This is a genomic window from Borreliella yangtzensis (assembly GCF_014201775.1).
GTDB classification, from domain to species: Bacteria; Spirochaetota; Spirochaetia; order Borreliales; family Borreliaceae; genus Borreliella; species Borreliella yangtzensis.
In genome coordinates this window covers 55,964-81,877 of the sequence record NZ_JACHFG010000002.1, presented here as the reverse complement: position 1 = coordinate 81,877, position 25,914 = coordinate 55,964, and the positions used below count along the sequence as shown (strand labels likewise).

24 protein-coding genes are annotated in these 25,914 nt (G+C 26.3%); 11 read left to right on the top strand and 13 right to left on the bottom strand.

The window, feature by feature from the left end; genetic code table 11:
- Both HNP68_RS02575 and HNP68_RS02570 read right to left on the bottom strand, forming a co-directional pair.
- Positions 1-1,200: a BB_0345 family helix-turn-helix protein gene (locus tag HNP68_RS02575; protein WP_183220142.1), complete on the bottom strand. Its 1,200-nt coding sequence runs from the start codon at positions 1,198-1,200 to the stop codon at positions 1-3.
- Positions 1,201-1,212: 12 nt separating this feature from the next.
- Positions 1,213-1,863: a LolA family protein gene (locus HNP68_RS02570; RefSeq protein WP_183220140.1), complete on the bottom strand. Its 651-nt coding sequence runs from the start codon at positions 1,861-1,863 to the stop codon at positions 1,213-1,215.
- A 198-nt stretch (positions 1,864-2,061) separates the two neighbouring features.
- Here HNP68_RS02570 and HNP68_RS02565 point away from each other — a divergent pair, with 198 nt between their 5' ends.
- From HNP68_RS02565 to amrB, 3 genes are all read left to right on the top strand, one after another.
- Positions 2,062-3,480, top strand: a complete 1,419-nt coding sequence (locus HNP68_RS02565; protein WP_183220138.1) for an NFACT RNA binding domain-containing protein — start codon at positions 2,062-2,064, stop codon at positions 3,478-3,480.
- A 97-nt stretch (positions 3,481-3,577) separates the two neighbouring features.
- Positions 3,578-5,011: a pyruvate kinase gene (gene pyk, locus HNP68_RS02560; RefSeq protein WP_183220136.1), complete on the top strand. Its 1,434-nt coding sequence runs from the start codon at positions 3,578-3,580 to the stop codon at positions 5,009-5,011.
- Positions 5,012-5,028: 17 nt separating this feature from the next.
- Positions 5,029-5,769 carry an AmmeMemoRadiSam system protein B gene (gene amrB / locus HNP68_RS02555; protein ID WP_183220134.1) on the top strand — a complete coding sequence of 247 codons (741 nt, stop codon included), beginning with the start codon at positions 5,029-5,031 and terminating at the stop codon, positions 5,767-5,769.
- A gap of 18 nt (positions 5,770-5,787) precedes the next feature.
- On the opposite strand, the gene rpmB is transcribed toward amrB, so the two are convergent.
- A complete protein-coding gene (rpmB, locus tag HNP68_RS02550) occupies positions 5,788-6,066 on the bottom strand; it encodes a 50S ribosomal protein L28 (RefSeq protein ID WP_183220132.1) in 279 nt (92 codons plus the stop codon).
- Positions 6,067-6,080: 14 nt separating this feature from the next.
- On the bottom strand, positions 6,081-7,646 hold the full coding sequence (locus tag HNP68_RS02545) for a hypothetical protein (protein ID WP_183220130.1): 1,566 nt from the start codon (positions 7,644-7,646) through the stop codon (positions 6,081-6,083).
- Between the two features lie 111 nt (positions 7,647-7,757).
- On the opposite strand from HNP68_RS02545, the gene HNP68_RS02540 reads away from it, so the two are divergent.
- The gene (locus HNP68_RS02540; protein ID WP_183220128.1) at positions 7,758-8,891 is read left to right on the top strand and encodes a hypothetical protein; all 1,134 of its coding nucleotides are present in this window, start codon (positions 7,758-7,760) and stop codon (positions 8,889-8,891) included.
- Here the strand turns inward: HNP68_RS02540 and HNP68_RS02535 are convergent.
- From HNP68_RS02535 to HNP68_RS02510, 6 genes are read right to left on the bottom strand one after another with little or no spacing between them, the layout of a single operon-like run.
- Positions 8,888-10,681, bottom strand: a complete 1,794-nt coding sequence (locus HNP68_RS02535) for a hypothetical protein (RefSeq protein WP_183220126.1) — start codon at positions 10,679-10,681, stop codon at positions 8,888-8,890. The genes HNP68_RS02540 and HNP68_RS02535 overlap by 4 nt on opposite strands.
- Positions 10,682-10,693: 12 nt before the next feature.
- A complete protein-coding gene (locus HNP68_RS02530; RefSeq protein WP_183220124.1) occupies positions 10,694-11,650 on the bottom strand; it encodes a hypothetical protein in 957 nt (318 codons plus the stop codon).
- A 34-nt stretch (positions 11,651-11,684) separates the two neighbouring features.
- Positions 11,685-12,173, bottom strand: a complete 489-nt coding sequence (locus tag HNP68_RS02525; protein ID WP_183220122.1) for a CarD family transcriptional regulator — start codon at positions 12,171-12,173, stop codon at positions 11,685-11,687.
- Positions 12,174-12,212: 39 nt separating this feature from the next.
- Positions 12,213-12,806: a hypothetical protein gene (locus HNP68_RS02520; protein ID WP_183220120.1), complete on the bottom strand. Its 594-nt coding sequence runs from the start codon at positions 12,804-12,806 to the stop codon at positions 12,213-12,215.
- Positions 12,799-13,530 (bottom strand): 16S rRNA (uracil(1498)-N(3))-methyltransferase, encoded by a 732-nt coding sequence (locus tag HNP68_RS02515; RefSeq protein WP_183220118.1) that lies wholly within the window; start codon positions 13,528-13,530, stop codon positions 12,799-12,801. The genes HNP68_RS02520 and HNP68_RS02515 overlap by 8 nt, the downstream gene beginning before the upstream one ends.
- Before the next feature lie 3 nt (positions 13,531-13,533).
- Positions 13,534-14,964 (bottom strand): S41 family peptidase, encoded by a 1,431-nt coding sequence (locus HNP68_RS02510; protein WP_183220116.1) that lies wholly within the window; start codon positions 14,962-14,964, stop codon positions 13,534-13,536.
- A 64-nt stretch (positions 14,965-15,028) separates the two neighbouring features.
- On the opposite strand from HNP68_RS02510, the gene HNP68_RS07595 reads away from it, so the two are divergent.
- The 5 genes from HNP68_RS07595 (at position 15,029) to mgsA (ending at position 20,104) form a co-directional block, all read left to right on the top strand.
- Positions 15,029-15,454: a hypothetical protein gene (locus tag HNP68_RS07595; protein WP_363325273.1), complete on the top strand. Its 426-nt coding sequence runs from the start codon at positions 15,029-15,031 to the stop codon at positions 15,452-15,454.
- Between the two features lie 3 nt (positions 15,455-15,457).
- A complete protein-coding gene (locus tag HNP68_RS02505) occupies positions 15,458-16,603 on the top strand; it encodes a MinD/ParA family protein (RefSeq protein ID WP_183220114.1) in 1,146 nt (381 codons plus the stop codon).
- A complete protein-coding gene (gene lgt / locus HNP68_RS02500; protein WP_183220111.1) occupies positions 16,603-17,589 on the top strand; it encodes a prolipoprotein diacylglyceryl transferase in 987 nt (328 codons plus the stop codon). The genes HNP68_RS02505 and lgt overlap by 1 nt, the downstream gene beginning before the upstream one ends.
- A 21-nt stretch (positions 17,590-17,610) precedes the next feature.
- Positions 17,611-19,623, top strand: a complete 2,013-nt coding sequence (locus HNP68_RS02495; protein WP_183220109.1) for an EAL domain-containing protein — start codon at positions 17,611-17,613, stop codon at positions 19,621-19,623.
- Between the two features lie 97 nt (positions 19,624-19,720).
- Positions 19,721-20,104: a methylglyoxal synthase gene (gene mgsA / locus HNP68_RS02490; protein WP_183220107.1), complete on the top strand. Its 384-nt coding sequence runs from the start codon at positions 19,721-19,723 to the stop codon at positions 20,102-20,104.
- Positions 20,105-20,147: 43 nt separating this feature from the next.
- Here the strand turns inward: mgsA and p22 are convergent, their stop codons facing one another.
- Entirely contained in the window at positions 20,148-20,735 is a 588-nt protein-coding gene (p22, locus tag HNP68_RS02485) for a lipoprotein P22 (RefSeq protein ID WP_183220105.1), read from the bottom strand.
- Positions 20,736-20,859: 124 nt separating this feature from the next.
- On the opposite strand from p22, the gene HNP68_RS02480 reads away from it, so the two are divergent.
- Together HNP68_RS02480 and HNP68_RS02475 are read left to right on the top strand one after the other, a co-directional pair.
- Complete coding sequence (locus HNP68_RS02480; RefSeq protein ID WP_183220103.1) at positions 20,860-22,236, top strand: aminopeptidase; 1,377 nt, start codon at positions 20,860-20,862, stop codon at positions 22,234-22,236.
- Between the two features lie 7 nt (positions 22,237-22,243).
- Positions 22,244-22,522 (top strand): PTS sugar transporter subunit IIB, encoded by a 279-nt coding sequence (locus HNP68_RS02475; protein ID WP_183220101.1) that lies wholly within the window; start codon positions 22,244-22,246, stop codon positions 22,520-22,522.
- Positions 22,523-22,543: 21 nt separating this feature from the next.
- Here the strand turns inward: HNP68_RS02475 and HNP68_RS02470 are convergent, their stop codons facing one another.
- Together HNP68_RS02470 and HNP68_RS02465 are read right to left on the bottom strand one after the other, a co-directional pair.
- Positions 22,544-23,602 carry an NAD(P)H-dependent glycerol-3-phosphate dehydrogenase gene (locus HNP68_RS02470; protein ID WP_183220099.1) on the bottom strand — a complete coding sequence of 353 codons (1,059 nt, stop codon included), beginning with the start codon at positions 23,600-23,602 and terminating at the stop codon, positions 22,544-22,546.
- Positions 23,603-23,619: 17 nt separating this feature from the next.
- Positions 23,620-25,914, bottom strand: a complete 2,295-nt coding sequence (locus tag HNP68_RS02465; RefSeq protein ID WP_183220097.1) for an AAA family ATPase — start codon at positions 25,912-25,914, stop codon at positions 23,620-23,622.

The window sequence follows — 25,914 nt, the reverse complement described above, 5'->3', positions numbered from 1 at the left end:
CTAATAAACTTCAGAGACCTTAAGATCAAACCCTGAGGGTGTTTTTACCCAAAAAAATTGGACAGCAAAAATTTCTTTTCCCTGCTCTTTTAAAAAAGAAGTGATATCTCTGTCATTTAGAATAATATTAACATCAGAAAGCCTTGAAAAAAACAGTATCAAAGATTTTTCAAAAGACAAATTAATAGGAATCCCTTTGGACGCAAAAAAAGACTTGCCATGAAGATTGTTTTCATCAGCATATCTAAAAAATGTATCGTTTAAAAAATCAATTTTTAAATCAACATTTGAAAGTTTCTGGGAAGAGTATAAGGTAAGATAATCACCACTTGGCAACTTTTCAGTTCCTTTAACATCAAACTGCCAATTTAAAATATTAAATCTATTATCAATATTAGTTTCAGATACATATTTAACATTTAAAGCAAAAGATTCTAAGCTTACATTAGCTATTTTCAACTTATCATAATAATAATTCTCATAAATAATTTTGACTCTCATATTATCATCAAGATTTATCTCTTTAAACTCTCCTAGATTAAAAATATTTTTACTTTTTTCAGACTCATCAACAATAACTAAATCATCGCCAATAAAGGATGCTCTATATTTTGTAATATTATCTCCATTCGTTAAAGATAAAAGATCCCCCTCTTTAAGAGAAAGATTCCAAAAATTTTTTTTATCAAAAGACACTTCATGAATATTTAAAATTATCTTCTCATCCTGACTAAGCTTAAAAATTTTTTTAAAATAAACTTCTATTTTTCCAAAAGCAAAAACTGCAAATAATAGCAAAATAACACCAACAATTCCTAAAAGGATTTTAAATGTACTTAAAGACTTAAAACTAAAAAAAACAAATTTTTTCTCCGAAACCTTATTATCGCTTAAAAAGCCTAAATTTGAAATTTTATCTTCAGGCCTAATCCCAATATAGCTATTATTAAGTCTACTTTTATAATCCTTAAAAAGTGTTGATATCAATTTAGAATCAATATCCAAATATTCACTATAAGTTCTTAAAAATCCAACAGCCAAAACTTCATTTGGAAAAATTTCAATATTAGAATCTTCAAGAGCTTTAAGATACTTAATAGAAATTTTAATATCATCAGCTACCATTTCAAGAGTCAAATTTTTACCATTCCTAACTTTTCTCAAATAACTCCCAAATTTAATAAAATCATTTTCTTCCATAGATTTAAACCTTTAATTTTTTTTAATATCATATAAAAAATTATCTACCTTATTTGAAGATTTTGGAGGATCATACTTAAATTTGCTATCAAGAATTCCAACATTAAACTTCACAGCAGTTAAATCAATAACTATTTCACGCCCGCCACTAGTAGGATAAGCAGTAATTCTTCTAATTATTCCATCCGAAGCAAAAGCAATAATAAAAGAATTAATGGTAGCAGCCCCCTTGTAAAGCTTTCTGGAAAAGGCTAATTTAATATATTTCCCAGACTCAGATGAATCAAGGGCTTCTGGATTTGGAGAATTAGCATAAGACACACTGTATTCACTATTTAAAACTTTCATAAGACCTCCCCCGCTGCTACCTTTTACCAATTGTTGGCTAAACGAAGTTCCAAGAGATGGAACATAAACTGTTAAAAATTCACCGTCGCTTACAAAAACTTGATTATTTGAATTTAGGTTAATAATAAACTTGTCTGGGAACTTATAAAGCAAAACACCTGTTTGCTTTAATCCCTTTAAAGTAAAATTAATTGTTGCTTGCATATCCTCTATATTCTGATACTTAGCATAAATTCCTTCAAAGTATTGATTTGCAGATATTTGAGCAAACACAGCAACAGGATATAAAACAAATAAAAGTATTGTTTTTATCATTCTATGAACTCTTAATTATTAAGCTTAAGCTATTAACAAAGCTAAATTTAAACTATTTTATTTATTGCCAATAAACTTTATTTCCATAATACTACATATCATAGAAATAAACTATTATTAATAGTAATAGTTTAATACATAAAATAAAAATTTAAAGCTTAGGTATAAACACCTTGAAAGAATTAGGATTTAGTAACAATGTCTTTGAATTACATTGAAATAAATACTTTGATTAAAGAAATTCCTTTTACAAACTCTTTAATAAAAAAAATAATACAACCGGATTACAAAAGTTTGATTTTAGAGCTTTACAATAAAGTTGAAAATAAAAAATTTCAAATATTAATCTCTTTAAATCCAAACACTACCAGATTTCATATAACAAAAAAAAATTTCAAAAAGAATGCTTTAAACTTAAGATTTTCTGACTTCTTAAAATCAAAAATTCAAAATGGGAAAATTATAAAAGCTTTCCAAATGAAAAATGAAAGAATCATTTATCTTGAAATTTTAAAAAAGAACATAATCATCTTATTTATTAAATTGTGGCCATCTTCTCCAAATATAATAGCTACAAACTCAAACTTTAAAATATTAGATGCATATTACAGAAGACCAAAAATAAAAGAAACATCAGGTGAAATCTTTTTAAAAGCCAAAGAAATACAGGAAAGCAATAAAATGTCTGATAAAAAAATTATGGGTTTAAAAGAAGAATACAATAATGCCACGCACACATCTTATTCTGAATTTCTTGAAAATTACTACGAATCGCTCAGTAATCAAATTAAAAAGACCAATACAAAAGAATTGCTTATTGAAAAATATAAAAAAGAATTGCTTGTTTTGGAAAAAAGAATAAAGTCTTTAAAACAACAAATTAATCTGCTCGAAAACATTGAAAATGAAAAAGAAAAAGGTGAATTGATTTTATTAAATATTAATAAAATACAAAAAGGGATTAAAGAAATAACTCTATTAAATTATAAAGAAGAAAGAATAACAATATCATTAAACCAATCATTGTCACCAAAAGAAAATGCTTTGCAATATTTTAAAGTATATAAAAAAGGTAAAAATTCTTTTAAAATCATACAAAATCAATTAAAAGAAAATCTAGAAAAATTTAATTTAATACAATCAAAAATAACAATGTTAAAGATCGAAAATTTCATTCCAAAAGAAGAATATACTCAAGAAGAAACTGTTATTAAAAGAAAAGAAAAGACACCAAAAATAGGTTTGCATTTTACCTTTTGTGAATTTGAAATCATTATTGGAAGAAGCGCAAAAGAAAACGATAAACTTTTAAGACACTGTGTTAAAGGAAATGACTATTGGCTTCATACAAGAGATTATCCTGGAGCTTATGTCTTTATTAAAAGTCAAAAAAATAAAACTCCTTGCCTTAATGTCCTTTTGGCTGCTGGTAATTTATGCATATTTTATACAAAATTAGCAAAAAAATCTGGGAAAGCAGATCTTTATTATACTCAAGTTAAAAATTTAAGAAGAGTCAAAAATGGAAAGTTAGGCCATGTAATTCCAAGAGCAGAAAAAAATTTACATATTAAACTGGATGAAAATCTAATAAAAAAAATCAAAAATCAAACCTAAGCACTGCTTATAGTAAAACAAAGTTTTGAATTTTTTATAAAATATTGTTATTCAAAGATAAAAAGCATAAAATTTATAAAAGTGGAGGAAAAATTATATGATTTCAAAGCTAACAAAAATTGTAGCAACAATATCTGATCTTAGATGCGAACCAGAACATATAAAAGATTTATACGATGCAGGAGTAAATGTTATAAGACTAAATACTGCTCATCAATCACACGAAGATACAATAAAAGTAATAAACAATGTTAGAAAAATTTCAAATAAAATAGCTCTAATGATTGACACAAAAGGACCGGAAGTTAGAACAGCAAATATTGAAAATCCTATTATTGTAAAAACTGGAGACAAAGTAATCATATCAACTTTACCTATTAATGAGCCTAACAGCTTTCAAACCAATTATGATGGATTTGTTAAAGAAGTACCACAAGGATCTAAAGTGCTAATTGATGACGGTGAGCTTGAAATGACTGTTGTTACCAAATTACCTGATCGATTAATTTGTGAAATTAAAAATGATGGCCAAATTAAAAATAAAAAATCAATCAACACTCCTGGAATTTCCCTTAAATTGCAATCAGTAACCGAAAAAGACAAAGGATTTATTGAACTTGCAGCAAAATATAATATTGATTTTATCGCTCATTCATTTGTAAGACATTCCAAAGATGTTGAAGATGTCCAAAAAATTTTAAATGCTGCTGGAAATCCTGATGTTAAAATCATATCCAAAATAGAAAATCAAGAAGGAATTGACAATATTGAAGAAATTGTAAAAACATCTTATGGAATAATGGTTGCAAGAGGAGATATGGGAGTCGAAATTCCTGCAGAAGACGTGCCCATTGCTCAACTCAAAATAACACAAACATGCATAAAGTATGGAATACCTGTGATTACAGCAACTCAAATGCTCCACACAATGATTGAAAATCCAAGACCTACTAGAGCAGAAGTATCTGACATAGCTAATGCTATTTTAAACGGTACAGATGCAATTATGCTATCTGGAGAAACCGCTTACGGGAAATATCCAATTGAAGCAGTAAAAATGATGACAAGTATTGCTAAAAAAGTTGAAAAACATAGAAAAATGACCTTATATAAAGATGAACTTTTTTACGACAAAAGCACTACAAGAAACTATATTATCAAATGTGCAATCGATGCCACAAAGCTCATGGATGTAAAAGCAATTATTGTAGATTCTTTAAAAGGAAAAACCGCAAGAATAATGGCAACTTATAGAGCAAGTGTTCCATTATTCATTACAACAAATAGCGAAAGGCTATCAAGAGAATTGGCATTATCTTACGGGGTTTATTCTAATCTTGTAGACAATAACTTTAAAAGAACTACTGAATTTGTGGTAACTTCTCTTAAAATGCTAAAAGCACAAGGTGTTGTTAATGACAAAGATACTATAATAATTATTTCTGGCAACCCAAATAGAGATATTGACAAAGGAACAGAATTTATGGAAATAAACACAGTAGAAGATGCAATCAAAGGGCGAAATATATAAAGCAAGTCAGACGCCCCTTGGTTGAAAACATATTTTATTCAAATAATATAAACAGCTTATCATTTGAATTGACAGAAAAAAAAACTCACAAAGCCATCTTAACAAGTTATGGAAACTATGAGTTTTTTTTAAAAAATGAATTTTTGTTTAGAAAAATAATATCAAATCAAACTAATAATGTATTCATAATCTCTGAAGCAAAAAGCGATTTTTTAATCAATATATCCAATCATAATGTGTGGAAAATTTTTAACAAAAACATTAAAGTAAGTCCAATAAAATTTAAATTATTAAAAAATTTAAATTTTATTAACATAGACGATAAACTAATAGAAAACGACCATAAAATCGAAATTACATTAAATTTTATTAGCAATATAAAGAGTAATATAAAAATAATTCCAATAATTTTTGGGAAAACTTGCAATAAGAATTTGTTAAAATTTTGCGAGTTTTTAAAACCTTTCATAAATAAAGAAGAAAATTCATTTATTTTACTATCTTACTTTATTTCAAAATCTACAAACATAAAAAAAGCGCTAAAGCTTGAAGAAAATTTAAAACGCATCTTTTTTGAAGAAAAATCACCTACTCTCAATTTAATACTAGAAAATTATAAATCAAAAAAAATATTCCCGGAAAACATAAACGCAATCATGACTATTTTAAGCCTTTTTAAAAATTTTGAATTTACAGAATCAAAAATAACAGCAAACTCCCCAGAATACCTGATATCAAGCAACATTTTAATAAAATAAAATTGTCAAAAATAAAATTTATAAAAAGTTTTCTATTTTTTTGCAATTTTTCTTTAAAAAAGCATCCAGTCCCATCTTTGAAATACTTCTTAATGCATTAGCAGAAACCTTAATATTAATACTTCTTCCAAGATTTGGAAGAAAAAATTTTTTATTTATTAAATTAACCTTAAAAGTTCTTTTGGTTTTTACGCCAATATGTTGTCCGGCCCCACCTTTTTTCTTAGCAAGACCCTTCCTTGGAACATTGTTCCCAAAAATAGTTTTTTTCCCTGTTATTTCGCACTTTCTAGCCATTTAAACACTCCTTCTTATGATTTTTTTTCCAAATATAAATCCATTAACTTCAAAAATAAAGCTAAACTACCCAAAATATTTTTCATTATACCTCCAAAGTTTAAATTGTTTCCATAGCTTTTAGCAAGCTCCATATCAAGTTCTTTCCAATTATAAATCAGCTCTCTTTCTAAAGAAACCTTTGAATAGTCTGAAAGACAATCTTGCAATCGCTGCGCAATAGAATAAATTTTAGAATAATATTCACTTGATATAGTAAACGCCCTTTTATTAACATCTGCTATTATATTTAATAATAACTTCTCCGAAGATTTATCCCCCAAAGAAGCTCTATGCAGCAATGCATTTATTCTATTACCATAGCCACCTTGTTCTCCTAAATTAGAATCAAAATCCATAAGATTTGCATAAATATTAATCAAAGCATGCATATCATTAGACATTTCTCTTGAAAGCTCTATAAATTTCCATTGTCCTTTAATAATAAGTAAATTAATAATATCATTAAGATCTTTTTTAACAAAATGAATAGTATATGTTCTCAAATAAACCAAAAGCTCACAATAAATATAGCCTGAAGTGCTCATAATTTTAGATATAATCTTTTCATTCATTTTTTCATTATAATTATCCAAATTTAAAAAAGATATTCCTGGAAAAAGTTGTTCTGCTAATATTTTAGATTTGTTATTTTTTTGCAAAACTTTAATCTTTTCAATTTCAGTGGCAACATGCTTGGTAAGATCATTAAAAAATATTTTTGCTACTGGATTAGGTTTTTGTCCAACAGAAATAGGAAAATAATCTGGATCCCCACTAACATATCTTATTAAATACAAAATTTCTTTACTCTTATTTATATCTAAAATGGAAGAAATAATTTTAATCCAAACATTCGATTTAATAGGAAAATCCTCTTTATTTCCATAAATTTCTAAAATAATGTCATAAAGGTTTTTCCAAATAGAAACATTCTTAACACAAGATATACATTCTAACAAATCTTTAAGATCATCCATAATAACTCCACAACCTATAGGACTGAATCTAGGCCTATAAACAAAATCATCTTCTGGAAACAAGCTATCAAAATTTTTAAGAACTAAATAGTATTGATATAAAACTAAATCAAAAAAATTATGCAAGGCTTGATAGGTTTCATCTATTAATTTAATTTGTTCTTGGGTTATGTTTTTAAACAAAAAAGATAAATTATTATGTAAATTTTTAGGAAGATCTGAAGAAAAATTTATATTATCGCCTGCAGAAAAAGAATAAATATAATCTAAAGATTTTTTCTGGCTTTCATTTAAATATTTTTCAACAACAAAATGAATAACTTTATTGGAATTTTTATACCTTTGGGCAAATGGCCTTAAGGGAGAAAAAATTTTATAAAAATTATAAAGAAACCTAGAAAATTGAGGTAAAGCTTGAATTTTGGAAGCATTAAAAAAATTACTTACTCTGCTTAAACTAACTTTAACTTCTTTTAACCTTTTTTGCTTTATTTGCTCAGAAGTAAGTTCTTTATTAATACTAAACATAGAAAGTATAAAATCGAATAAACCCAAATTCATCGTCCCCCTAAAAGCTCTTTAATTCCCTTACTATATTTTTCTAATTAAACATGGGAATAAATATTAACTATAAAAATTATACATAATTTATTGTAAAATAAAAGAAAAAACTTGAATAATTTTATGAGAATAAAAAATTTAATGCTAATAGCAATTTTATTGATTAACCCCAGTTGTTCAAAAAGGAAGAACGTAATTGTACTAACTGACAACAAAACAATACCATTTTATATAAATCAATTTAACATCGAAAATAAACTAAATTTTATAATTAAGTTTAGAAATAGCATTGATTTGCAAACAGTAGAAAAAGAAAATGCACAAATAATCATCTCCAAAAACATTGGCAATACAAACATTGCCAATCATTTTAAATCCATAAAAACCAATTATAATCCAGATTACCCTATCTTAAAACATATTTTCAAACAATTTAGCTACAAAATAATCCCATTAAGCTTTGACATTCCCATTTTAATCTATAAAAATACACACCAAATTAAAAAATACATAAATACTAAATATTTAAAAGAAAAATACGAAAATTTCATTAAAGATGGGAAATTCTTTATATCACCTTATATTTCTGAAAATTTATTTTATGTGATTTCTGAAATAAATGATGTGGGATTTTCTTTTGAAAAGAATAAATTAAATTATAATGAAAATAAAATTTTTAAAATGCTAGAATATTTTTCATCATTTTTAAATTCAAAACAAATGGATTTGCAAAAAGACTTCTTTAATAAATACGGCTACCTAAAACTAAACAAAATATTACTTAATAAAAAATCTCCTTTAGTAGCAGGATTTAGTGATTTAACCTTCTACAATAGCTTGAGCAAACAAGAGAAAGAACAAATAAAATTTTCATATTTAATCAACAATAACGATGAAATCGTTATCTCAAACCCAAATTTTATTGGCATTTTAGAAACATCTACTTTAACTAAAAAATTTATCAGCTGGATTTTAAATAAAAAAACCCAAAAAACCCTAATTGAATTTAACAATCAATCCCAATCAAATATATGTTTTGGATTTGCTAATGGTTTTACTCCTTACAAAGAATTAAATTTAAAAATAAAGCACTCAATCGATGAAATATCTCCTTTTATTGTTGATGAAACTCAAATCAATAGTCATTCTTATGTATTAAGCAAAAAAACAATTGAAAAGGAAAACTTACTAATAAATGAGTGGTTTTTCTCTAGAATTAAGAATCTAAAAAAAAATAAAAATTAATTATGCCTATAATTTACAATTATTATTTTAAAAATAAGAAAAAACAATAATGCAGCAATAATAGCTAAAGATATGTACACACTATTAAAAACATATATAAGAAGAGAAGTGAAAACAATTAAAAAATAATTTATAAAAAGACAAATAATTCCTGAAAAAATAGCTATCATGAATGAGACTAGAAAAATCATAACCTTGGAATTGAAATTAAATTCTATTTTAGAAAACAAAGAGATAAAAAATGACCCCATTAAAACTAGCAAAATAGGAGAAATTAGCAACACCAAACTTAAAGAACAAATATTAATTAATTTCAAATTTAATATAGCGATCTTACGAAAAGCGCTTGACAAATTTTGAATTTTTAAAAAAAATCCAACTTCAGTAAAATTTGAAAATAAAGCTAAATTTTCTACATTTTCATTAATCTTGACAACCTCTAAACCGTTTGTATCAAAACTATCTGTAGACACAAAGACTTTGGTAAGAGTAATCTCACTCTCTTCATTATCTTTATCCAAAACATTTTGATACACAAAATTACCTCTCAAAGTAGCAAATGGAATTTTAATATGCAATATAATATTTCCTGTCTTATTAAATCTAATAAGTTCAAAATTTTTTATTATTTTAGAATAATTATTAAAGGTGACAACTTTTTGCATATAAATATAATCATAAACACCTCTATTAGAATCTGATTGCAATAAAAATACATCGTTTATTCCGTAATATTCAAAATATTTTTCAATTTCATCAAAAAACAGATATCTTTTCCTAAGTTTTTCAAGTGATTTATTTTTATAATTCAAAATTTCAGTATCATTGGGTAATAGTTTATGAAGATTTAAAAAACCATAATAAGCTAATTTAAATTTTTCAGTATTAAGATACAAAAAATTTTTTTGCTTTTCTTTAGAAATCAACTGTATTTTTTCTTTTTCAAAATTTCTATTTTCATTAATAAACTTTAAGGTCAAATTTAAAAGCGTAACAAAATTATCATCTTTTGTTGCAACATAAGCAATATAAGCAAAGTAATTAGCTGTATAATAATCATTTTGGAAAATAAATTCATTGACAATATTTAAAAAATCTTGCTTTTTAAGGTTTCTTAAAGGATATAATGAAAAAGTTTTTTTAACCTTCTCTAAATCAATGTCATAGCTTGGAATTTTACTATATTCAGATTTCACTAAATAATAATTTGTTAAAAGTTCTTCATTATTTACATAAATAATTCGCATTTTATCATATATTCTAATCAAATTTTCAAGATGCTTCCTCTTTTGCTTCATTGAATCTGACAAATCAGAAGATAAAAAAAATCTACTTGAAGACAAACTTATATCTATATTTTTAATCTTCAGGGATATTTCACTTGCTTCACTTTCAAGAAGATTATATCTATCATAACTAAATTTATACTCATTTCTCTGGGCAATTATATAAGGTAATATTAAATTAAATATAAAAGTAAAAAAAAGTCCTATAATAAAAAATAATAGTAAAAATGCATAAAGCCGAGAAAATAAATACCCATTATACGATTTCAAATAAATCTTTATTTCTTGCTGAACAAAAAAAGCAAAGTAAATACAAACAATAAAAATAAAAAATCCATAAAAATACTTATAAAAAAGTAAAATAGAATCAAAAAAGGCTGCTATTAATTTATGTTTTTCTAAAAAATTCTCCCCAAAAAAATAAGAATAACTAAAGATTAACCCTATAAAAAAACATAAAAAAATAATAAAGTTGCTCAAAAATGCATATATTTCTCTTTTCATAAGCTTTAAGAATTAACTATCCTTATATAAATTATCACCTACTAAATCTTTGCTGATTTTAATATATTCTGAAACAAATCCAAATAAATAGGTAGAAAAAAAAGTTAAAACACAAAAAATAAAAGGAATAAAATCAGATATCATACTCTTTCCTATTATTACATTGTAAATTTGAGGAAACTCAATCGAGTAAACATTATAAATTTTTAAAAAAAGTATAATAAAGATGGGATAAAGAAATATTGCAAAACTATTTGAAAAAATAAGATTAAAAATATAAAAAAACGAAAATAACAATAAAGAAATTCCCAATATATTAAAAATTAAATTTAAATAATTGAGTGAGAGTAGAAAATTATTCAAAATTTTTAAATCCTTAAAAATAAAATCAACAAAGTTATTATAAATCTTTTGATCTAAAAAATTATTCTCAATAAAATCAACCTTACTAGAATCGGAAAGATTTGATTGGTAAGAAAAACTTTTATCCTTTTTGTCATTCTCTGAAACGATTAAAACTCCATTCAAACCATAAAGTTTGGGTCTATTGCTAGAAAATATTATTTTACCATTTAAAAAATGCACAATCTCATCTTTAAGGATAAAATTATTATTATTCCTATTATCATTAATATAGTAAGAATGGAAACTGTGGCTAACCAAAAACCCCAAATAAGAAAACAATAAAATAAGAATAAAGATAATATAATAAAAATATAAAGTCTCTCTAGATGACTTTAAAACCATTCCATAAAAAGGATAAGGCATCCTCATAAAAGTAAAAACAAGCGACAAAGGGAAAGAATAAACATAGGCATTGTAATAAAGGCTATAACTAAAAATAGAAAAATTAAAATACAAAAACTTATATTTTAAATAAAATGTGCAGATAAACATTAAAGAAAAAAGGCAAAATATTAAAATAAACCTATAAATTATTAAAAAGATCAATCTTAAAGAATCAAACACAGCAAATCCTTCCCTCTCAATAATTTAAAAACCTTTAAGCCTTTTTACTACCGACCAAAATATTTTTAATCTTTTCCTTAGCTTCTTCAAAGCTAATTTGCAAAGCTAAGCTAATCTCGTGCTCCAATATTAATTCAAAATCATTCAAAATCCTTTTTTCGTAAAAAGGAAGTTCCTTTTGAGTAGATTTTTTATATAAAAATTTATATAACTTTGCTGTATCTAAAATATCGCTTTTTTTATAAAATTCATGACCGCCATCTTTTATTTTTTTTGAGTCTATTTGACCTTCAAACTCTTTAATAACATCAAAAACTTCTTCTACCTTTTCCCTACTAACCAAAGCTCTAATTCCAAAATCGTCAACCCTAGCAACAGGAACCATAAAAATCATATCGCTAAATGGGAAATGTATTTCATAATAATCAATAATCTCCCCATTAAACTCTTTAGTTCTAATATCCTTAATTATGCCTACTCCGTGCATTGGATAAACTACTGATTGATTTAGCAAAAATGCCATAATTACCTCATAAAATATAAATAGTTGAAATTTAAAAGCTCATAAAAAAACGCTTAAATTGGTCCTAATATTAAATTTATTTTCATAAAATAAGTTTTCAAGATATCTGTCATTACAAAAGCTTATTATTACACTAGGAGTAAGTTTATTAATATTTGCAAAAAACATTTCTTTATTTCTCTTTACAGCTTTTAAATCATAATACCCAATAAAGCTAATTTCTTTATGGGATTCTTTCAATCTTAAAAATTTTTTCTTCGAAATCACTTTATCCTTATCAATAATATAACATGTTTTATGAGCATTTTCTAGTATTCCCATTAAAATGAGAAGAACTGTATTTGAATCATAACAGTCAATATTAACTCTTTTAAAAATCCTACAAAAAAATCTTACAATCTTAGAATTTAAAAAAACAAGAGAAGAATTTTTAATGTGATTTCTAAACTTTTTAAAAATTAAAACCTTTAGGAAACCTTTAAATCCAATAAAAATTACTATTGAATGATAGGGATGGCCTGTAAGATACGAAAACCTACTTATAAGCTTACTGCGACTATCAAAAACATCTATAGGCACGCCTAAAAAATAAAATCTGTCTGGTTTTGAATATATGTCTTTTAAATTAGCCATTACAATCCTCTAACAATGCTTTAAAATAAGCAAGTGAATAAATAATAGCCGTATCTGCTCGTAAAATTGGAGTGTTAAACCTTACAAAATTAAAGTCTTTCTCCTTGAAAAAGGAAATTTCTGAATCCGAAAAGCATCCCTCAGGACCTATTATAATTCCAATTTTGCTAAAATTTTCAAAACTCTCATTTTTACCTAAAAGCATTCCACTTTGATGAGCAACATAATATTTAGTAGTGCAAAAAGAATAAGGTAAATAAAAAAAACTATTATAAAAATTGATCTTAGGTACAATTTTATTACCGCTTTGCTTTAAGGCCTCATCTATTATTTTTGAAAATCTTAAAGTTTTGGCAGATGTACTGCTTATATCTATTTTAGACACAGAACGATCTGCATTAATAATATTAATTTCTGAAACTCCAATTTCAACAATCTGTCTTAAAATCGAATCTATTTTTTTACCCTTTAAACTAGAAATAAAAATACTTATCTCAAAATTATTTTTTTCAATTTTATCTATTTTATTGGTAGCAAACTCAATAAAGTTGCTACCAATCTTTACTATTTCTGACACTCTTAATTCCTTACCTTTTAAAAGAATTTTCAACTTATCGCCTTTTTTAAGTCGTCTTACATTAATAAGATGATGATATATTCTCATATCTTTAACAATAATAAAATCACCTACTAAACAATTAGCATCCAAAACAATTTGCTTCACAATTTAATTACCTAATTTAGATAAATATTCACAAGCTGATTTTAAAACCTTGTCATAATGTAGATTATAAATTGGAAGCTCCTTATTATTATCTTGATAGTAATTAAAAAACACATACTTACCTAAAAATTCTTTATCAATTTTATATTTTGGATTTTCTTTAACAAGATTATCAACAAAAAAATCAATTTCTTGTTCAGTAATAGCTTTTTTGTCTTTTAAAAAACTTTCTATTAACTTTTTATCAAAAATTTCTTTATATATTAATGCTTCCTCCTCAGAAAAATCTGGTGATTTTATTTCCAAATCAGGCTCAATCCCAACTTTATGAATACTCTTTCCAGATGGAGTATAATATTTTGAACTTGTAATTTTGAATCCGCCAGTATAAAAAGGAACTACATGCTGAATAAGCCCTTTGCCATAAGACTTTTCGCCTATAATATAGGCTCTCTTATTATCTTTTAAGGCTCCTACAAAAACCTCTGATGCTGACGCCGATGATCTATCTATTAAGGCAACAATTTTTATATCTGAAGGTAAAATTTGTTTTGAGCTGGCCTTATAATCAACAGGCTTGCTGAAATTTCTTGACTTTGTGGAAACAATAGTTCCTTTAGATAAAATATTATCCGCCATTTTTATAGCTGCCTGAAAATATCCCCCAGTATTAAGCCTTAAATCCAAAATTAAAGATTTAATATTTCTATTCTTAAGATTGTCTAAAGCCTTACTAAAAGCTTCTGAGGTGTGCGGATTAAAGCTTATTATTCTTATATAGCCAATATCTGAATTAATAACATCATACTTAATTGTTTGTATTTCTATCTTTTCTCTTGTAAGTGCAAAATCCAATGTTAAATTTTTCCCCCTAAGAATAGATACTTTGACTTTTGTGCCTTCTTTACCTTTCAAAAGATCAACAACTTGATCTACTTCCATAGAAGAAACACTCTTATCATCAACAGCAATAATACAATCTCCAGATTTAATTCCAGCCTTATAAGCCGGCCCTCCCTCAAAAGGAGTAACAATAGCAACGCAAGCATTATTAGTATCAAGATCTTTTGTTTTATCTTGCTTATCTTGAGAATGCATTTTTTTTATTATAGAAATTCCAATACCAACATAATCTCCTACCGTTGTTTTTGAAATTTCTTCTAAATCCTTTTTTGTCAAATATTGAGAATAAGGATCACCCAAGGCTTGAAATATTCCTTTTAAAGCGCCTTCAAAAATTACTTCATCGTTTACAGGATCCACATAATTTTCTTTTACAAATTCAAAAGCTTGAATCATCATCTGCTCATAATTAGATCTTGATAACTTATTACTATTAGATTCATCAAAAGCAAAAATAGATTCAACAATTACTAGAGAGCTTATACCTAGAGTCAATAAAAAATACACGCATATTAAAAATTTATTTTTCATTTATTCATTCCTAATGCAAAAATTAAAACTTGATTTTATTTCCATAATATAATATTTTAAAACTATGTTAAACTCACACCCTAAAAAAAAACAAAACCTTCAAAGAGCAAGCCTTATTATATTGCAAATGCTCGAGAGCCTTTTAGTTTTAACATTACTATACCACGCTATTAATAGATTAATTTTTATCAATAACTACTCATTAAAGTTTATGCTAACATTTATTTTATACTCACCTGAGTTTTTCATGACCAATTTAACACTCTATTATTTTATCTACGAAAAATTTAAAATTCTTCACAGCATTATAGTAATAACTAAACTATTCCAAATAATATTAACATTATTATTATTTGTCTTAGGATTTATTTTTAAAATGTACGTCTATCAAACCTCTTTATCCATACTTTTAGGAATTACAGTAGTTTATCTAGTATTTAATATAGTAATTTTAGCACTGATTAAAGCAAAAAGAAAAACCGTGGAGTAAAGCTTGATTATTATTCCTGTAGCCAGTGGTAAAGGAGGAGTTGGCAAATCCCTTTTCTCAGTAAACATAGCAATTTGCCTGGCAAATGAAGGGAAAAGTGTCTTGCTTATTGATCTTGACCTTGGAGCATCTAATTTGCATTCAATGTTAAACATTATTCCTAAAAAAAGTATAGGCACATTTTTAAAAACAAAGATTAATTTCCCAGACATTATTATTGAATCTGGAATTAAAAATCTAAGCTTTATTGCAGGAGATTCTGACATCCCAGAACTTGCTAATATAGCTGCTTCTCAAAAAAAAACTATAATAAGAAATTTAAAATCTTTAAAATATGATTACTTGGTGATTGATCTTGGAGCAGGAACAGCTTTTAATATCATAGACTTTTTTTTAATGTCAAAAAGAGGAGTAATAGTAACAACACCAACGGTAACAGCTACAATGAATGCGTATTTATTTCTTAAAAATATTATATTTAGACTCTTATCAAGCGTTTTTAAAAGAGGAACAAAAGGGAATGAAATCCTCATAACAATAAAACAAAATTCAATAGATCTTCAAAAGGTATATATACCTAATTTACTATCAAAACTCGAAAACGAAGATCCTGAAAATTACTCTAAATTTGACAAATTGTTTAAAACAATCTGTCCTTTTATGATATTTAATATGCTCAAAACTCCCAATGACATTAAAAAAACCGAAAAAATAATAAAATCAGCAAAAAACTATTTAAGCATAAACTTACAAAGTATTGGAGCAATCTATAAAGATGAAATAGTCGATCAAGCTTTAAACAACAAAATTCCCATCACTATATACAAACCTACAAGTTCAACCTCTAAAAGCATAAAAAAAATTGCGAAAAAATTGATTGAAATTGAAGACTTAACAAATGATGCTGAACTTTTAAACGAAGAAGATTTAAATGAAAGCTATGATTTCGTGCTAAGAGAAGCACAAGAAGAATATATTGGAAAAATTGAATACCTTGAATCGTTGATAAAAAACAAAACAATAGAAAGTAGCGAAATTATTGATATAATAAAATCTCAGAAAAGAGAAATCGAAACCTTAAGAAAGCAAAATATGTTATTTAAAAAAAAGCTTTTTGAAAAGCTTGAAAGGGCTAAAGAGGAGGTCTAATGCCAAATTATATAAATTACCCAAATTGGTTACATCCTGAAGTGATTCAAGGCATACCAATTACATGGTATAGCCTATCTTACATTTTTATCATACTAATCTCCTATAAGTTTATTTGGTATCAAATACAATCAGACAAAATTGATATCAAAAAAGAAGATTATGAAACATTTATGTTCTCACTTGTACTTGGAGCAATTTTAGGAGGCAGATTGGCGTCTACCTTGGTTTACGATAAATCGGGCATTTATTATTCTCATCCTTGGTTAATTCTTTTACCATTCGATCAAAATTGGAATTTTACAGGCTTCAGGGGTATGGCTATCCATGGTGGGTTTTTAGGTGCAATAGTTGGTCCTTTAATCGCAATAAATACAAAACTTAAAAATACAAATGTTCAAAAATATTTTCTAAAAATAACAGACTATGGAGCAATAGCTTTTTCTTCTGGCTACATACTTGGAAGACTTGCTAATTTCGCAAACGCAGAACTTTATGGAAGAGTAATAAAAGGGGGAATAATATTCCCTAATGCAGAACCATTTGACACAAATATCCCAGGTGTAAAAGAATTTGCATCATCTGTAGGAATTGAAATTTTACCTCATGATCTGCTAATTAACCTTCCAAGAATACCCTCTCAGCTTATTGAAGGATTTTTCGAAGGACCTGTAACTTTTATGTTACTATGGTTTTTATTTAGAAAAATTAAAAAATACGATGGATTTATTTTTGGTACATATATAATGCTTTACGCTTTTTTCAGATTCTTTATTGAATACTTAAGAGAACCAGACAGAGAACTTGGATTTATAATAAACTACAAACCAATTAAAAGTTTATCCGAATTTTCTTTTTTAAACATATCAATGGGACAAATTCTCTCACTAGCACTAATGCTCTCGGGTTTAATCTGGATAATAGTTACTAAAAAAATCGCAGATAAAAAAATAAAATATAATACTAACTTGGCATACAAAAATTAAAATAAAAGCAAGCCCACAAAAATGAAAGGGATTAATAATTATCAAAATATAAATTCCGTTGTAATCTCTAGAGACGAAATTGATGTTAGAGATCTTATAAAGCTTAGATCTATCTTTAACTTAATTCAAATCGTAAAATCTGAAAAAGCTTTATACAGTGAATATGTAAAACAAAATAATATTAAATTCGCTATTATTTATAATTATGAAAAACCAATAGATTTTTCAATAAACGTTGCGAATGAATTAAAAAATATAAACAAAATCCATTCTATTATAGTTAGCAATGAAAAATTCGATAAGGAATATTTAAAACTTAATCACATAGAAATAATAAAAGATATAAGCGAATTAGAATATAAACAAAGTTTAATACACCAAAAAAAACTATTTTGCGATAATAAAAACACAACTCTGGATTTCTTCTTAAATTTATCAGAACTCATCAAAGAAATAGTAATTATCACAAACACCGAAAATGAAATTATTTATATAAATGAAAAAGGCAGTAAAAATCTTAATCTTCCAATGAAAATTTCTGGAAATACAATCAAAGTAACCGACATAGATATTAGAGATTGGGAAAAGTTAAAAAAAATAGATTTAAGTTATCATACAAATTCCATTCCCGAATTTAAAAATATATTAATAACCGATTGTCTTTTAACTTTAAAAAACAATAAAAAACTACATGTGGATGTATTTATTAGCACAATTGCTCAAAACAATATTGACAAATTAATAACAATCAAAGAAATACCAAACCGGAATGAAATCGCAAACTATAAATACCTAGAAATTATCGATTCACAAGACGAAATTCAAAAGGCCAAAGAAATTGAAAAATTACTAGTAAATCATATGGATATTTACAAAAAAAAAAGAATATATTTGCTTAATTTAGACCTATCCCTAACAACTGAATATGAATACAAAGAGGATAAAGAACAGCTTAATATAAAAATACTTAAAATAATATATTCAAAAATAATGTCATTATACTCTGAATATATTTTCAAGCTAAAGCACAACAATTTAATAGTAATCATATGCACAAGTGGCGGTGAAAAACAAATAATCTCAATTGCTAAAAAAATCAAACAAACAATTATGTTGGCATTAAAAAAAGAAGATATTATTATATTTGAATTCAATATCGGAATAATAGAAGTAAATTTACGAGAAAACTTAGAATTCAAAATTCCTAAATTAATGATGGCTACAAAAATATCATCGGAATACAAAGAATCTAACCCTATTATATACAAAGAAGAGCTACCAGAAGCGGTGGTTTTAAAAAATCAAAATAAAATCTTTCAATACATACTAAAAGCAATAAAAAATGATTTTTTTACTCTTTATTATCAAAAAATCAATCCTCTTAAAAAGAACTTAAAACCTAAAATAGAAATTTTGACAAGACTTTTTGATCACATGGGCAAACCAATCCCAAACGATCAAATTTTTAGCTTAATAGATAAATATAATTTAACTGTTGAAGTTGATCAATTAGTGGTTAAAAAGGCTTTAAGAGAATATAAAAGTTTTGTATCAAAAAATGGAGTACACATTTTCTCAATTAACATATCTCCTTATTCTTTAAAATCCCAAAACTTTCGTATCTTTTTAAAAGACACTTTATTAAAAAGTCAAATTCCGCTCCAAAATATATGCTTAGAAATAACAGAAACTGGAATTCTTGAAAATTTTGAGATAATAAATAAATATTTTCAAGAATTAAAAAGTTTTGGCATCAAACTAGCACTTGATGATTTTGGAAGCGGACATACATCACTCTCATATATCAAAACACTGCCAATAGACTTACTTAAAATAGACGGGTCTTTCATAAAAGCAATAAACTCTAGTGAAATAGATTTTGTAATAATAAAATCCATTAAAAAAATAGCAGATACAAAAAATATAAAAATTATTGCCGAATTTGTATATAATGAAGAAATATTAAAAAAAATAAATGAACTAGAAATAGACTATGGACAAGGATTTTTATGGCACAAACCAGAACCAATATAACTTTTACAAATAGAAAAAAAATCGTAAATATACTAATGACTAAGTTTCATTAAATTTCAACAAAAAATTATTTTACATTAGAAAAGGAATAAAATTAATGGAAAAAAAAATAGCATTAATTGCACATGACAAAAAAAAAGATGATTTGGTAAATTTTGTCAAACTAAACTATCTATTCTTATCTAAATTTAAGCTTATTGCAACAGGAACAACAGGGTCCAAAATCCAACAAGCTACTGATCTTACAATTATTAAATATAAATCAGGCCCCATGGGGGGAGATCAACAAATTGGCGCTGAAGTAGCTGAAGGGAATATCTTGGCTATATTTTTCTTTAGAGACCCACTAACAAGTCAGCCTCACGAACCAGATGTGTCAGCTCTTATTAGACTTTGCGACGTACATAACGTACCGCTCGCAACCAACGTAAAAACAGCGGAAATTTTAATAAAAGGCCTTGAGAGATTGGTTTCAAAATAGGCTTTAATTTTAAAATTAAAGCCTAAAAATTAAAAAATATAAATTAATTCATCATCATAGGCGATATTTTTTCAATACCATCTATAATATAATTAACAGATTCTAGAAAAGTTTTTGCGTCTGCATTATTCTCATCAATTGTAACTTCCAATTTTGAATTTTTAATATTAAGATCTCTAAAAGTCCCAATAAGGTCGCTTTTCGCACCATGCAAATTACTATTTATAATCTTTTTAAAATCAGAGGTAATCCCTACAAAAATAAACGCTTCTTTTCCAGAGATACTAATTGGAGCTTCTCCTGCATAAATATTATCATAAAGATAAACTATTAATTTTGCATCCTCTTTTGAAGGTATTGTTTCAAAGTATCCATCTTTTTCAGAAAAATAAAAAACCTTTATATTTTCTCCCAAACTTTTTCGATCATTTTTTGAATGAACTACTCCCATAGCATGAAAAACATGACCAATAGTGTGTTCATCTATTTTAGAAGCATCATCGAGTTTAGAAGAGCTATCCACTTCTTGTTCTTCAACATACTCACTTGAGCTATCTTTTGAAGTACACCCAATTATTAAAAAAAATAAAACCCCCATTAAATAGTTTTTTAAAAAACCATTTTTATACATAAAAATTCTCCCTTATGATTTATTCATAATATTTAAATTAAAGGTAAGTTTACAATAAATAATTTATTTTGTACACACTTTAAAAATAATTAAAATGTTAGAATAAAAATAGGAGGTCTTATTAATGAAAAAACAAAATCCATGGATATCTTTAAGCGAAGAAGAAAAAACCCAAATTTTCAATTTTTCCGAAGGTTACAAAAAATTTATAAGTAAATTTAAAACAGAAAGAGAAGTTACATCATATGCCCTAGATAAAGCAAAAAAAAAAGGATTTCTTAAAGCTGAAGAGAAAAAAAATTTAATGCCAGGCGATAAAATTTTTTATACCTGTAGAGAAAAATCTGTTGCTTTTGCTATTATTGGAAAAAATCCTATTGAAAATGGAATGAATTTAATTGTTTCTCATACAGATTCACCAAGACTTGATGCAAAACCTTCACCAATCTCTGAAGAAAACGAACTTTCATTTCTTAAAACCAACTATTATGGAGGAATAAAAAAGTATCAATGGTTATCTATACCCCTTTCAATAAGAGGTGTGATTTTCTTAAAAAATGGAGAAAAGGTTGAAATCAATATTGGCGATAATGAAAATGATCCCGTATTTGTAATTCCCGACATTTTGCCTCATCTTGATAGAAAAATACAAAGAAATAAAAAATCAGATGAAATTGTTGAAGGAGAAAATCTAAAAATTTTAATTGGAAGCCTGCCAATCGAAACAAAAGAAAAAGATAAAGTTAAATTAGCAACTCTGCAACTAATAAAAGAAAAATATAACATAGAAGAAGAAGATTTTGTATCATCAGAAATCGAAATAGTACCCGCAGGAACAGCAAAAGATGTCGGATTTGACAAAGCTTTAATTGGTGCTTACGGACAAGATGATAAAATATGCGCTTACACCTCACTAGAATCTATATTTGATCTTGAAGAGATCCCAAACAAAACAGCGATTTGCTTTCTTGTAGACAAAGAAGAAATTGGTTCAACAGGTTCAACTGGACTAGACTCAAGATATCTTGAATATTTTGTTTCTGACATGATCTTTAAAATTAAAAAATCAGAATATAATAATCTTCACGTTCAAAAAGCTTTTTGGAATTCAAAAAGCATCTCCGCTGATGTTTGTGCAGCAATAAACCCACTATTTAGCTCAGTTCATGACGAACAAAATGCTCCTAAACTTGGCTATGGTATACCCATAATGAAATACACAGGACATGGTGGAAAAAGTATGGCCAGCGATGCTGATGCAGAGCTTGTTTCTTATATCAGGCAATTATTAAATAAAAAAAATATAGCCTGGCAAGTAGCAACACTTGGAAAAGTAGAAGAAGGGGGGGGGGGAACTGTTGCTAAATTTTTAGCTAGCTATGGAATAAGAACAATAGATATGGGGCCTGCTGTTATAAGCATGCATTCTCCAATGGAAATAACTTCTAAATTTGATTTATACAATGCTTACTTAGCATATAAAGCTTTCTATAAGGAATAAAATTGCTATGATGGATTTAGAAAAAACAAATAAAATCAAAGTAGCAGAGCACATTGTAGAATGCTTTGGAGGAATCAAAAATATCAAAAACATAAACAAAGACATAACGAGAATAAAAATTTTAGTGGACAGCAATTCTTTAGTTAAAAGAGACGATCTAACAAAAAATGACAACATAATAGGAACTATAAAATCTAATGAACTTACAGAAGTTGTAATGAATTTTGAAATAATCGAAGATGTTTATAATAAAATTTTATATATGATGAATGATCAAAAACAATAAAGCCTCTAAAGAGGCTTTATTTTATTGTCTAATATTTTTCATATATTCAATAACAGATTCGGATTTCAACTCTTTATTCAAAATTCTATATATAACACTTAGCAAGCTATTAGGATTGAGATCTCGATTTAATGCTTCAAAAAGAGAAAAAATTGATTTAGCAGCCAAAACTCCCTCTGGTAAATATCCAATTTTTTCAATATTATTTACTAAATCATCTATACTAAAAAAGTTTTCTAAAATATTCTTACTAACAATTTCATTACCAAATCGTCTATTTCTTCCAAACATACTTCTACAAGTAACATCTAAATCACCAGAACCAGACAAAAATAAAAACGTTTCAATGTTTTTTCCCCCAAGCTCAATTGCAATATCTTTAATATTATTTAAAGACATTGAAAATAAAAATGATTCTGTATTATTACCTATCAAATTAGGATAATTCAATTTATACGCATCTAAAATCCCAAATGCAATTGCAAAAACATTTTTTAAAGCTGATGCTATTTGCACACCAAAAACATCGTCACTATAAAACAAAGAAATTGGAGTTCTGGCAAATAAATTAATAAACAAATCTGCATTTTCTCTGTTATTGCTAGCCGCAACAAGTCCTGTTATCACACCAAGTCCAACCTCTTCAGCATGACTTGGGCCAACAATATAAGTAATTTCATCTTTATATCCTCTAATGACTTTCTCAGCAGCTTCAACAACTGTGTGGGTTTTCCCATCAAAAGTAATAAACCCTTTTGTAAGTATTGCTAATTTTGGCTTTATTTGCAAAGAATGGAAAAATTGATCCAATTTTTTAAAAATATCAACAGTAAAAAGAGATGGTGTTGCAATGAAAATATAATCAGACATTGACACAACTTCAAACAAATTTGAACTTGCAACTAAATTTTTTGGCAATTTAATTGCTTTTAAATATTTGGCATTAACATTATTATTATTAATATAGTTCTTAACATCTTCTTCAAAAGACCATAAAAAAATATTAAAATCAAATTTATCTGCCAAAGACTTTGCAATAGCTGTCCCCCAAGCGCCTGCTCCTATTACTGATATTTTCATAACTACTCCCTGTAACCTTATAAAAACTCATATTTTATTGTTCCATCTAAATAGATCTTTATTTTACCAAAATTTTCAATTTTCTTAAAAAGAATTTCATCTATTAAGAGCTTTCCCACTTCTTTAAATATAAACTTTTTAACAATTTTTAATCCATAACCCTTTCCATAAATCTTTTTCCGAATATAATCAACAACACTTTTTTCAAAAAAAACATCAAATTTTCTATCTTTTAATATCTTAGCAAAACGATTAAGTTCATTAAGAATAATTTTTTCAAAATCTAACTCATCAATAGATTTAAATACAAACACATGATCTATTAAATCTAAAAATTCATTGGGAAATCTTTTCTTTAATATAAAATTAACATCATTTCTTTCTGCTATTTTATTTTTAAAGCCGATGCTATTAAGCTCATTGCCCTTAGCATTTACACTTATTATTATTAAACTTTCTGATAAACTTACCTTTTTCCCAAGACCATCAAAAAGTTTGCCTGTTTTAAACCCCTCCAAAAAAAATTCTAAAACCCTTTTATTACATTTATCAAAATCTGATAAAAAAATAATAGAATTAGAAGATTTGTTCAAAAATTTGAAAAATCTAGTAGATTCATAATATCCCTCATTACTTAACACAGGCCCAATCAATCTATCAAGAGCATTATAATCGCTATATTCACTCATATTAAGGCTAAATTTCGGAATTTTAAACTCTTCCGATAAAATATCCGTCAATTTGCATTTTCCAGCTCCAGAAGCACCAATAAAGGCAAATAAACCAATAGTACTTCTATTGGCAAGCAAATTAAATTTTAATAATTTAATATTTAATATCAAATCAAATACCAAACTATCCTCTATAATAAGTTCTTTTTTTATTCTATTTTCTAAATTAATTAGTAATTCACTATTATACTCTTCAAAATTAAAAATATTAGAACCAACAAAAGACTTAATCAGAGCACAAACATCATCTTTTGTTATGATCCTTTTTATGTTTTCAAGCTTAAACTTAGAACCTAGCTCATCTAAAATATCAAAAGCTTTATCTGGAAGAAATCTATCTTTAATATATTTTTGAGACATGACAATGCAAGCTTGTATTGCCTCGTCCGTATATTCTACATTATGATATTTTTCATAATCTTTTTTAATCTCCTGCAAAATAATATAGGTATCATCAAAATTGGGTTCTTTGAGCTCTATGCTCTGAAACCTTCTAATTAAAGCCTTATCTTTTAAAAAAAATTTTCTATATTCATATTCTGTAGTAGCTCCAATAAATTTGATTTTTCCCAAAGTCAAAATGGGCTTCAACAAATTAGAAATATCCATACTACCAAATGATGTAGCTCCTGCCCCCACTATCATATGGATTTCATCAATAAAAAGAATAACTTTTTTTCTTGAATTTAAAAAATCTAAAACCCTGTTAATTCTACTTTCAAGATCACCCCTATATTTAGTACCAGAAATAAGCCTACCAATATCAAGAGAATAGATTTCATATCCTATTAAATCCGCTGGAACATTCTCTATTTTTATTTTATATGCAAGACCTTGGATTAATACTGTTTTTCCAACACCAGGTTCTCCAAATAAAATAGGATTACTTTTATGTTTTTTAAGTATTACCTGGATTAAACGAGATAATTCTCGCTTTCTACCGATTAAAGGATTGTGTTTTAAATCCAAAGTATCAATAACGTTCGTTAAAAAATTACCAATAGCATCTTTATTCTCTAAAAAAATATTATTTTTATCTAACTGATCACTATTATTATCAAAAATATGAAAGCCTCCTTTACTTTTTTGGGCATTATTATTAATATATTCTGCAATTAATTCACCGCCATAAACTGAATCAGATTTAGCATTAACAGCCAAATAATCATGAACTTCAATAAGTTTGTCAAAAATAGTCAAATTAAAACCTGAATTAACTAACGTATCTAAAATACTGTTTTTTCTTTTTTTGACAAGGACCCATAACAAATCTTTTTCTTGTATTTTATAAGGTTTTTTATAAAAAAAAAGAACACCAATTATATCGTCATACAAATAATCCATACTAGAAACATAATCTGGAATATAATTGTCTCTTAAAGGAAGTTTGCTAAAAAATTCTTTTAGTTGTTTATTAAGTTTATCAAAATCAATTGTGCACAAACTAAGTAGCTCTTTAACTTTATCGCTTTTTATCAATCCATAAAAAATGTGCTCTTCTGTAAAAACAAGATGCTTAGACTCCATGAAAAACAAAAACGTGTTTAAAAACAAACAATTTAAAGCTCTTCTGTCATACAT

Coding starts and splice junctions, on each gene's coding strand:
- HNP68_RS02575 (WP_183220142.1), bottom strand. CDS start 1,200: ATGGAAGAAAATGATTTTATTAAATTTGGGAGTTATTTGAGAAAAGTT.
- HNP68_RS02570 (WP_183220140.1), bottom strand. CDS start 1,863: ATGATAAAAACAATACTTTTATTTGTTTTATATCCTGTTGCTGTGTTT.
- HNP68_RS02565 (WP_183220138.1), top strand. CDS start 2,062: ATGTCTTTGAATTACATTGAAATAAATACTTTGATTAAAGAAATTCCT.
- pyk (WP_183220136.1), top strand. CDS start 3,578: ATGATTTCAAAGCTAACAAAAATTGTAGCAACAATATCTGATCTTAGA.
- rpmB (WP_183220132.1), bottom strand. CDS start 6,066: ATGGCTAGAAAGTGCGAAATAACAGGGAAAAAAACTATTTTTGGGAAC.
- HNP68_RS02545 (WP_183220130.1), bottom strand. CDS start 7,646: ATGAATTTGGGTTTATTCGATTTTATACTTTCTATGTTTAGTATTAAT.
- HNP68_RS02535 (WP_183220126.1), bottom strand. CDS start 10,681: ATGAAAAGAGAAATATATGCATTTTTGAGCAACTTTATTATTTTTTTA.
- HNP68_RS02525 (WP_183220122.1), bottom strand. CDS start 12,173: ATGGCATTTTTGCTAAATCAATCAGTAGTTTATCCAATGCACGGAGTA.
- HNP68_RS02520 (WP_183220120.1), bottom strand. CDS start 12,806: ATGGCTAATTTAAAAGACATATATTCAAAACCAGACAGATTTTATTTT.
- HNP68_RS02510 (WP_183220116.1), bottom strand. CDS start 14,964: ATGAAAAATAAATTTTTAATATGCGTGTATTTTTTATTGACTCTAGGT.
- HNP68_RS07595 (WP_363325273.1), top strand. CDS start 15,029: ATGTTAAACTCACACCCTAAAAAAAAACAAAACCTTCAAAGAGCAAGC.
- lgt (WP_183220111.1), top strand. CDS start 16,603: ATGCCAAATTATATAAATTACCCAAATTGGTTACATCCTGAAGTGATT.
- HNP68_RS02495 (WP_183220109.1), top strand. CDS start 17,611: ATGAAAGGGATTAATAATTATCAAAATATAAATTCCGTTGTAATCTCT.
- mgsA (WP_183220107.1), top strand. CDS start 19,721: ATGGAAAAAAAAATAGCATTAATTGCACATGACAAAAAAAAAGATGAT.
- p22 (WP_183220105.1), bottom strand. CDS start 20,735: ATGTATAAAAATGGTTTTTTAAAAAACTATTTAATGGGGGTTTTATTT.
- HNP68_RS02480 (WP_183220103.1), top strand. CDS start 20,860: ATGAAAAAACAAAATCCATGGATATCTTTAAGCGAAGAAGAAAAAACC.
- HNP68_RS02475 (WP_183220101.1), top strand. CDS start 22,244: ATGATGGATTTAGAAAAAACAAATAAAATCAAAGTAGCAGAGCACATT.
- HNP68_RS02470 (WP_183220099.1), bottom strand. CDS start 23,602: ATGAAAATATCAGTAATAGGAGCAGGCGCTTGGGGGACAGCTATTGCA.
- HNP68_RS02465 (WP_183220097.1), bottom strand. CDS start 25,914: ATGTATGACAGAAGAGCTTTAAATTGTTTGTTTTTAAACACGTTTTTG.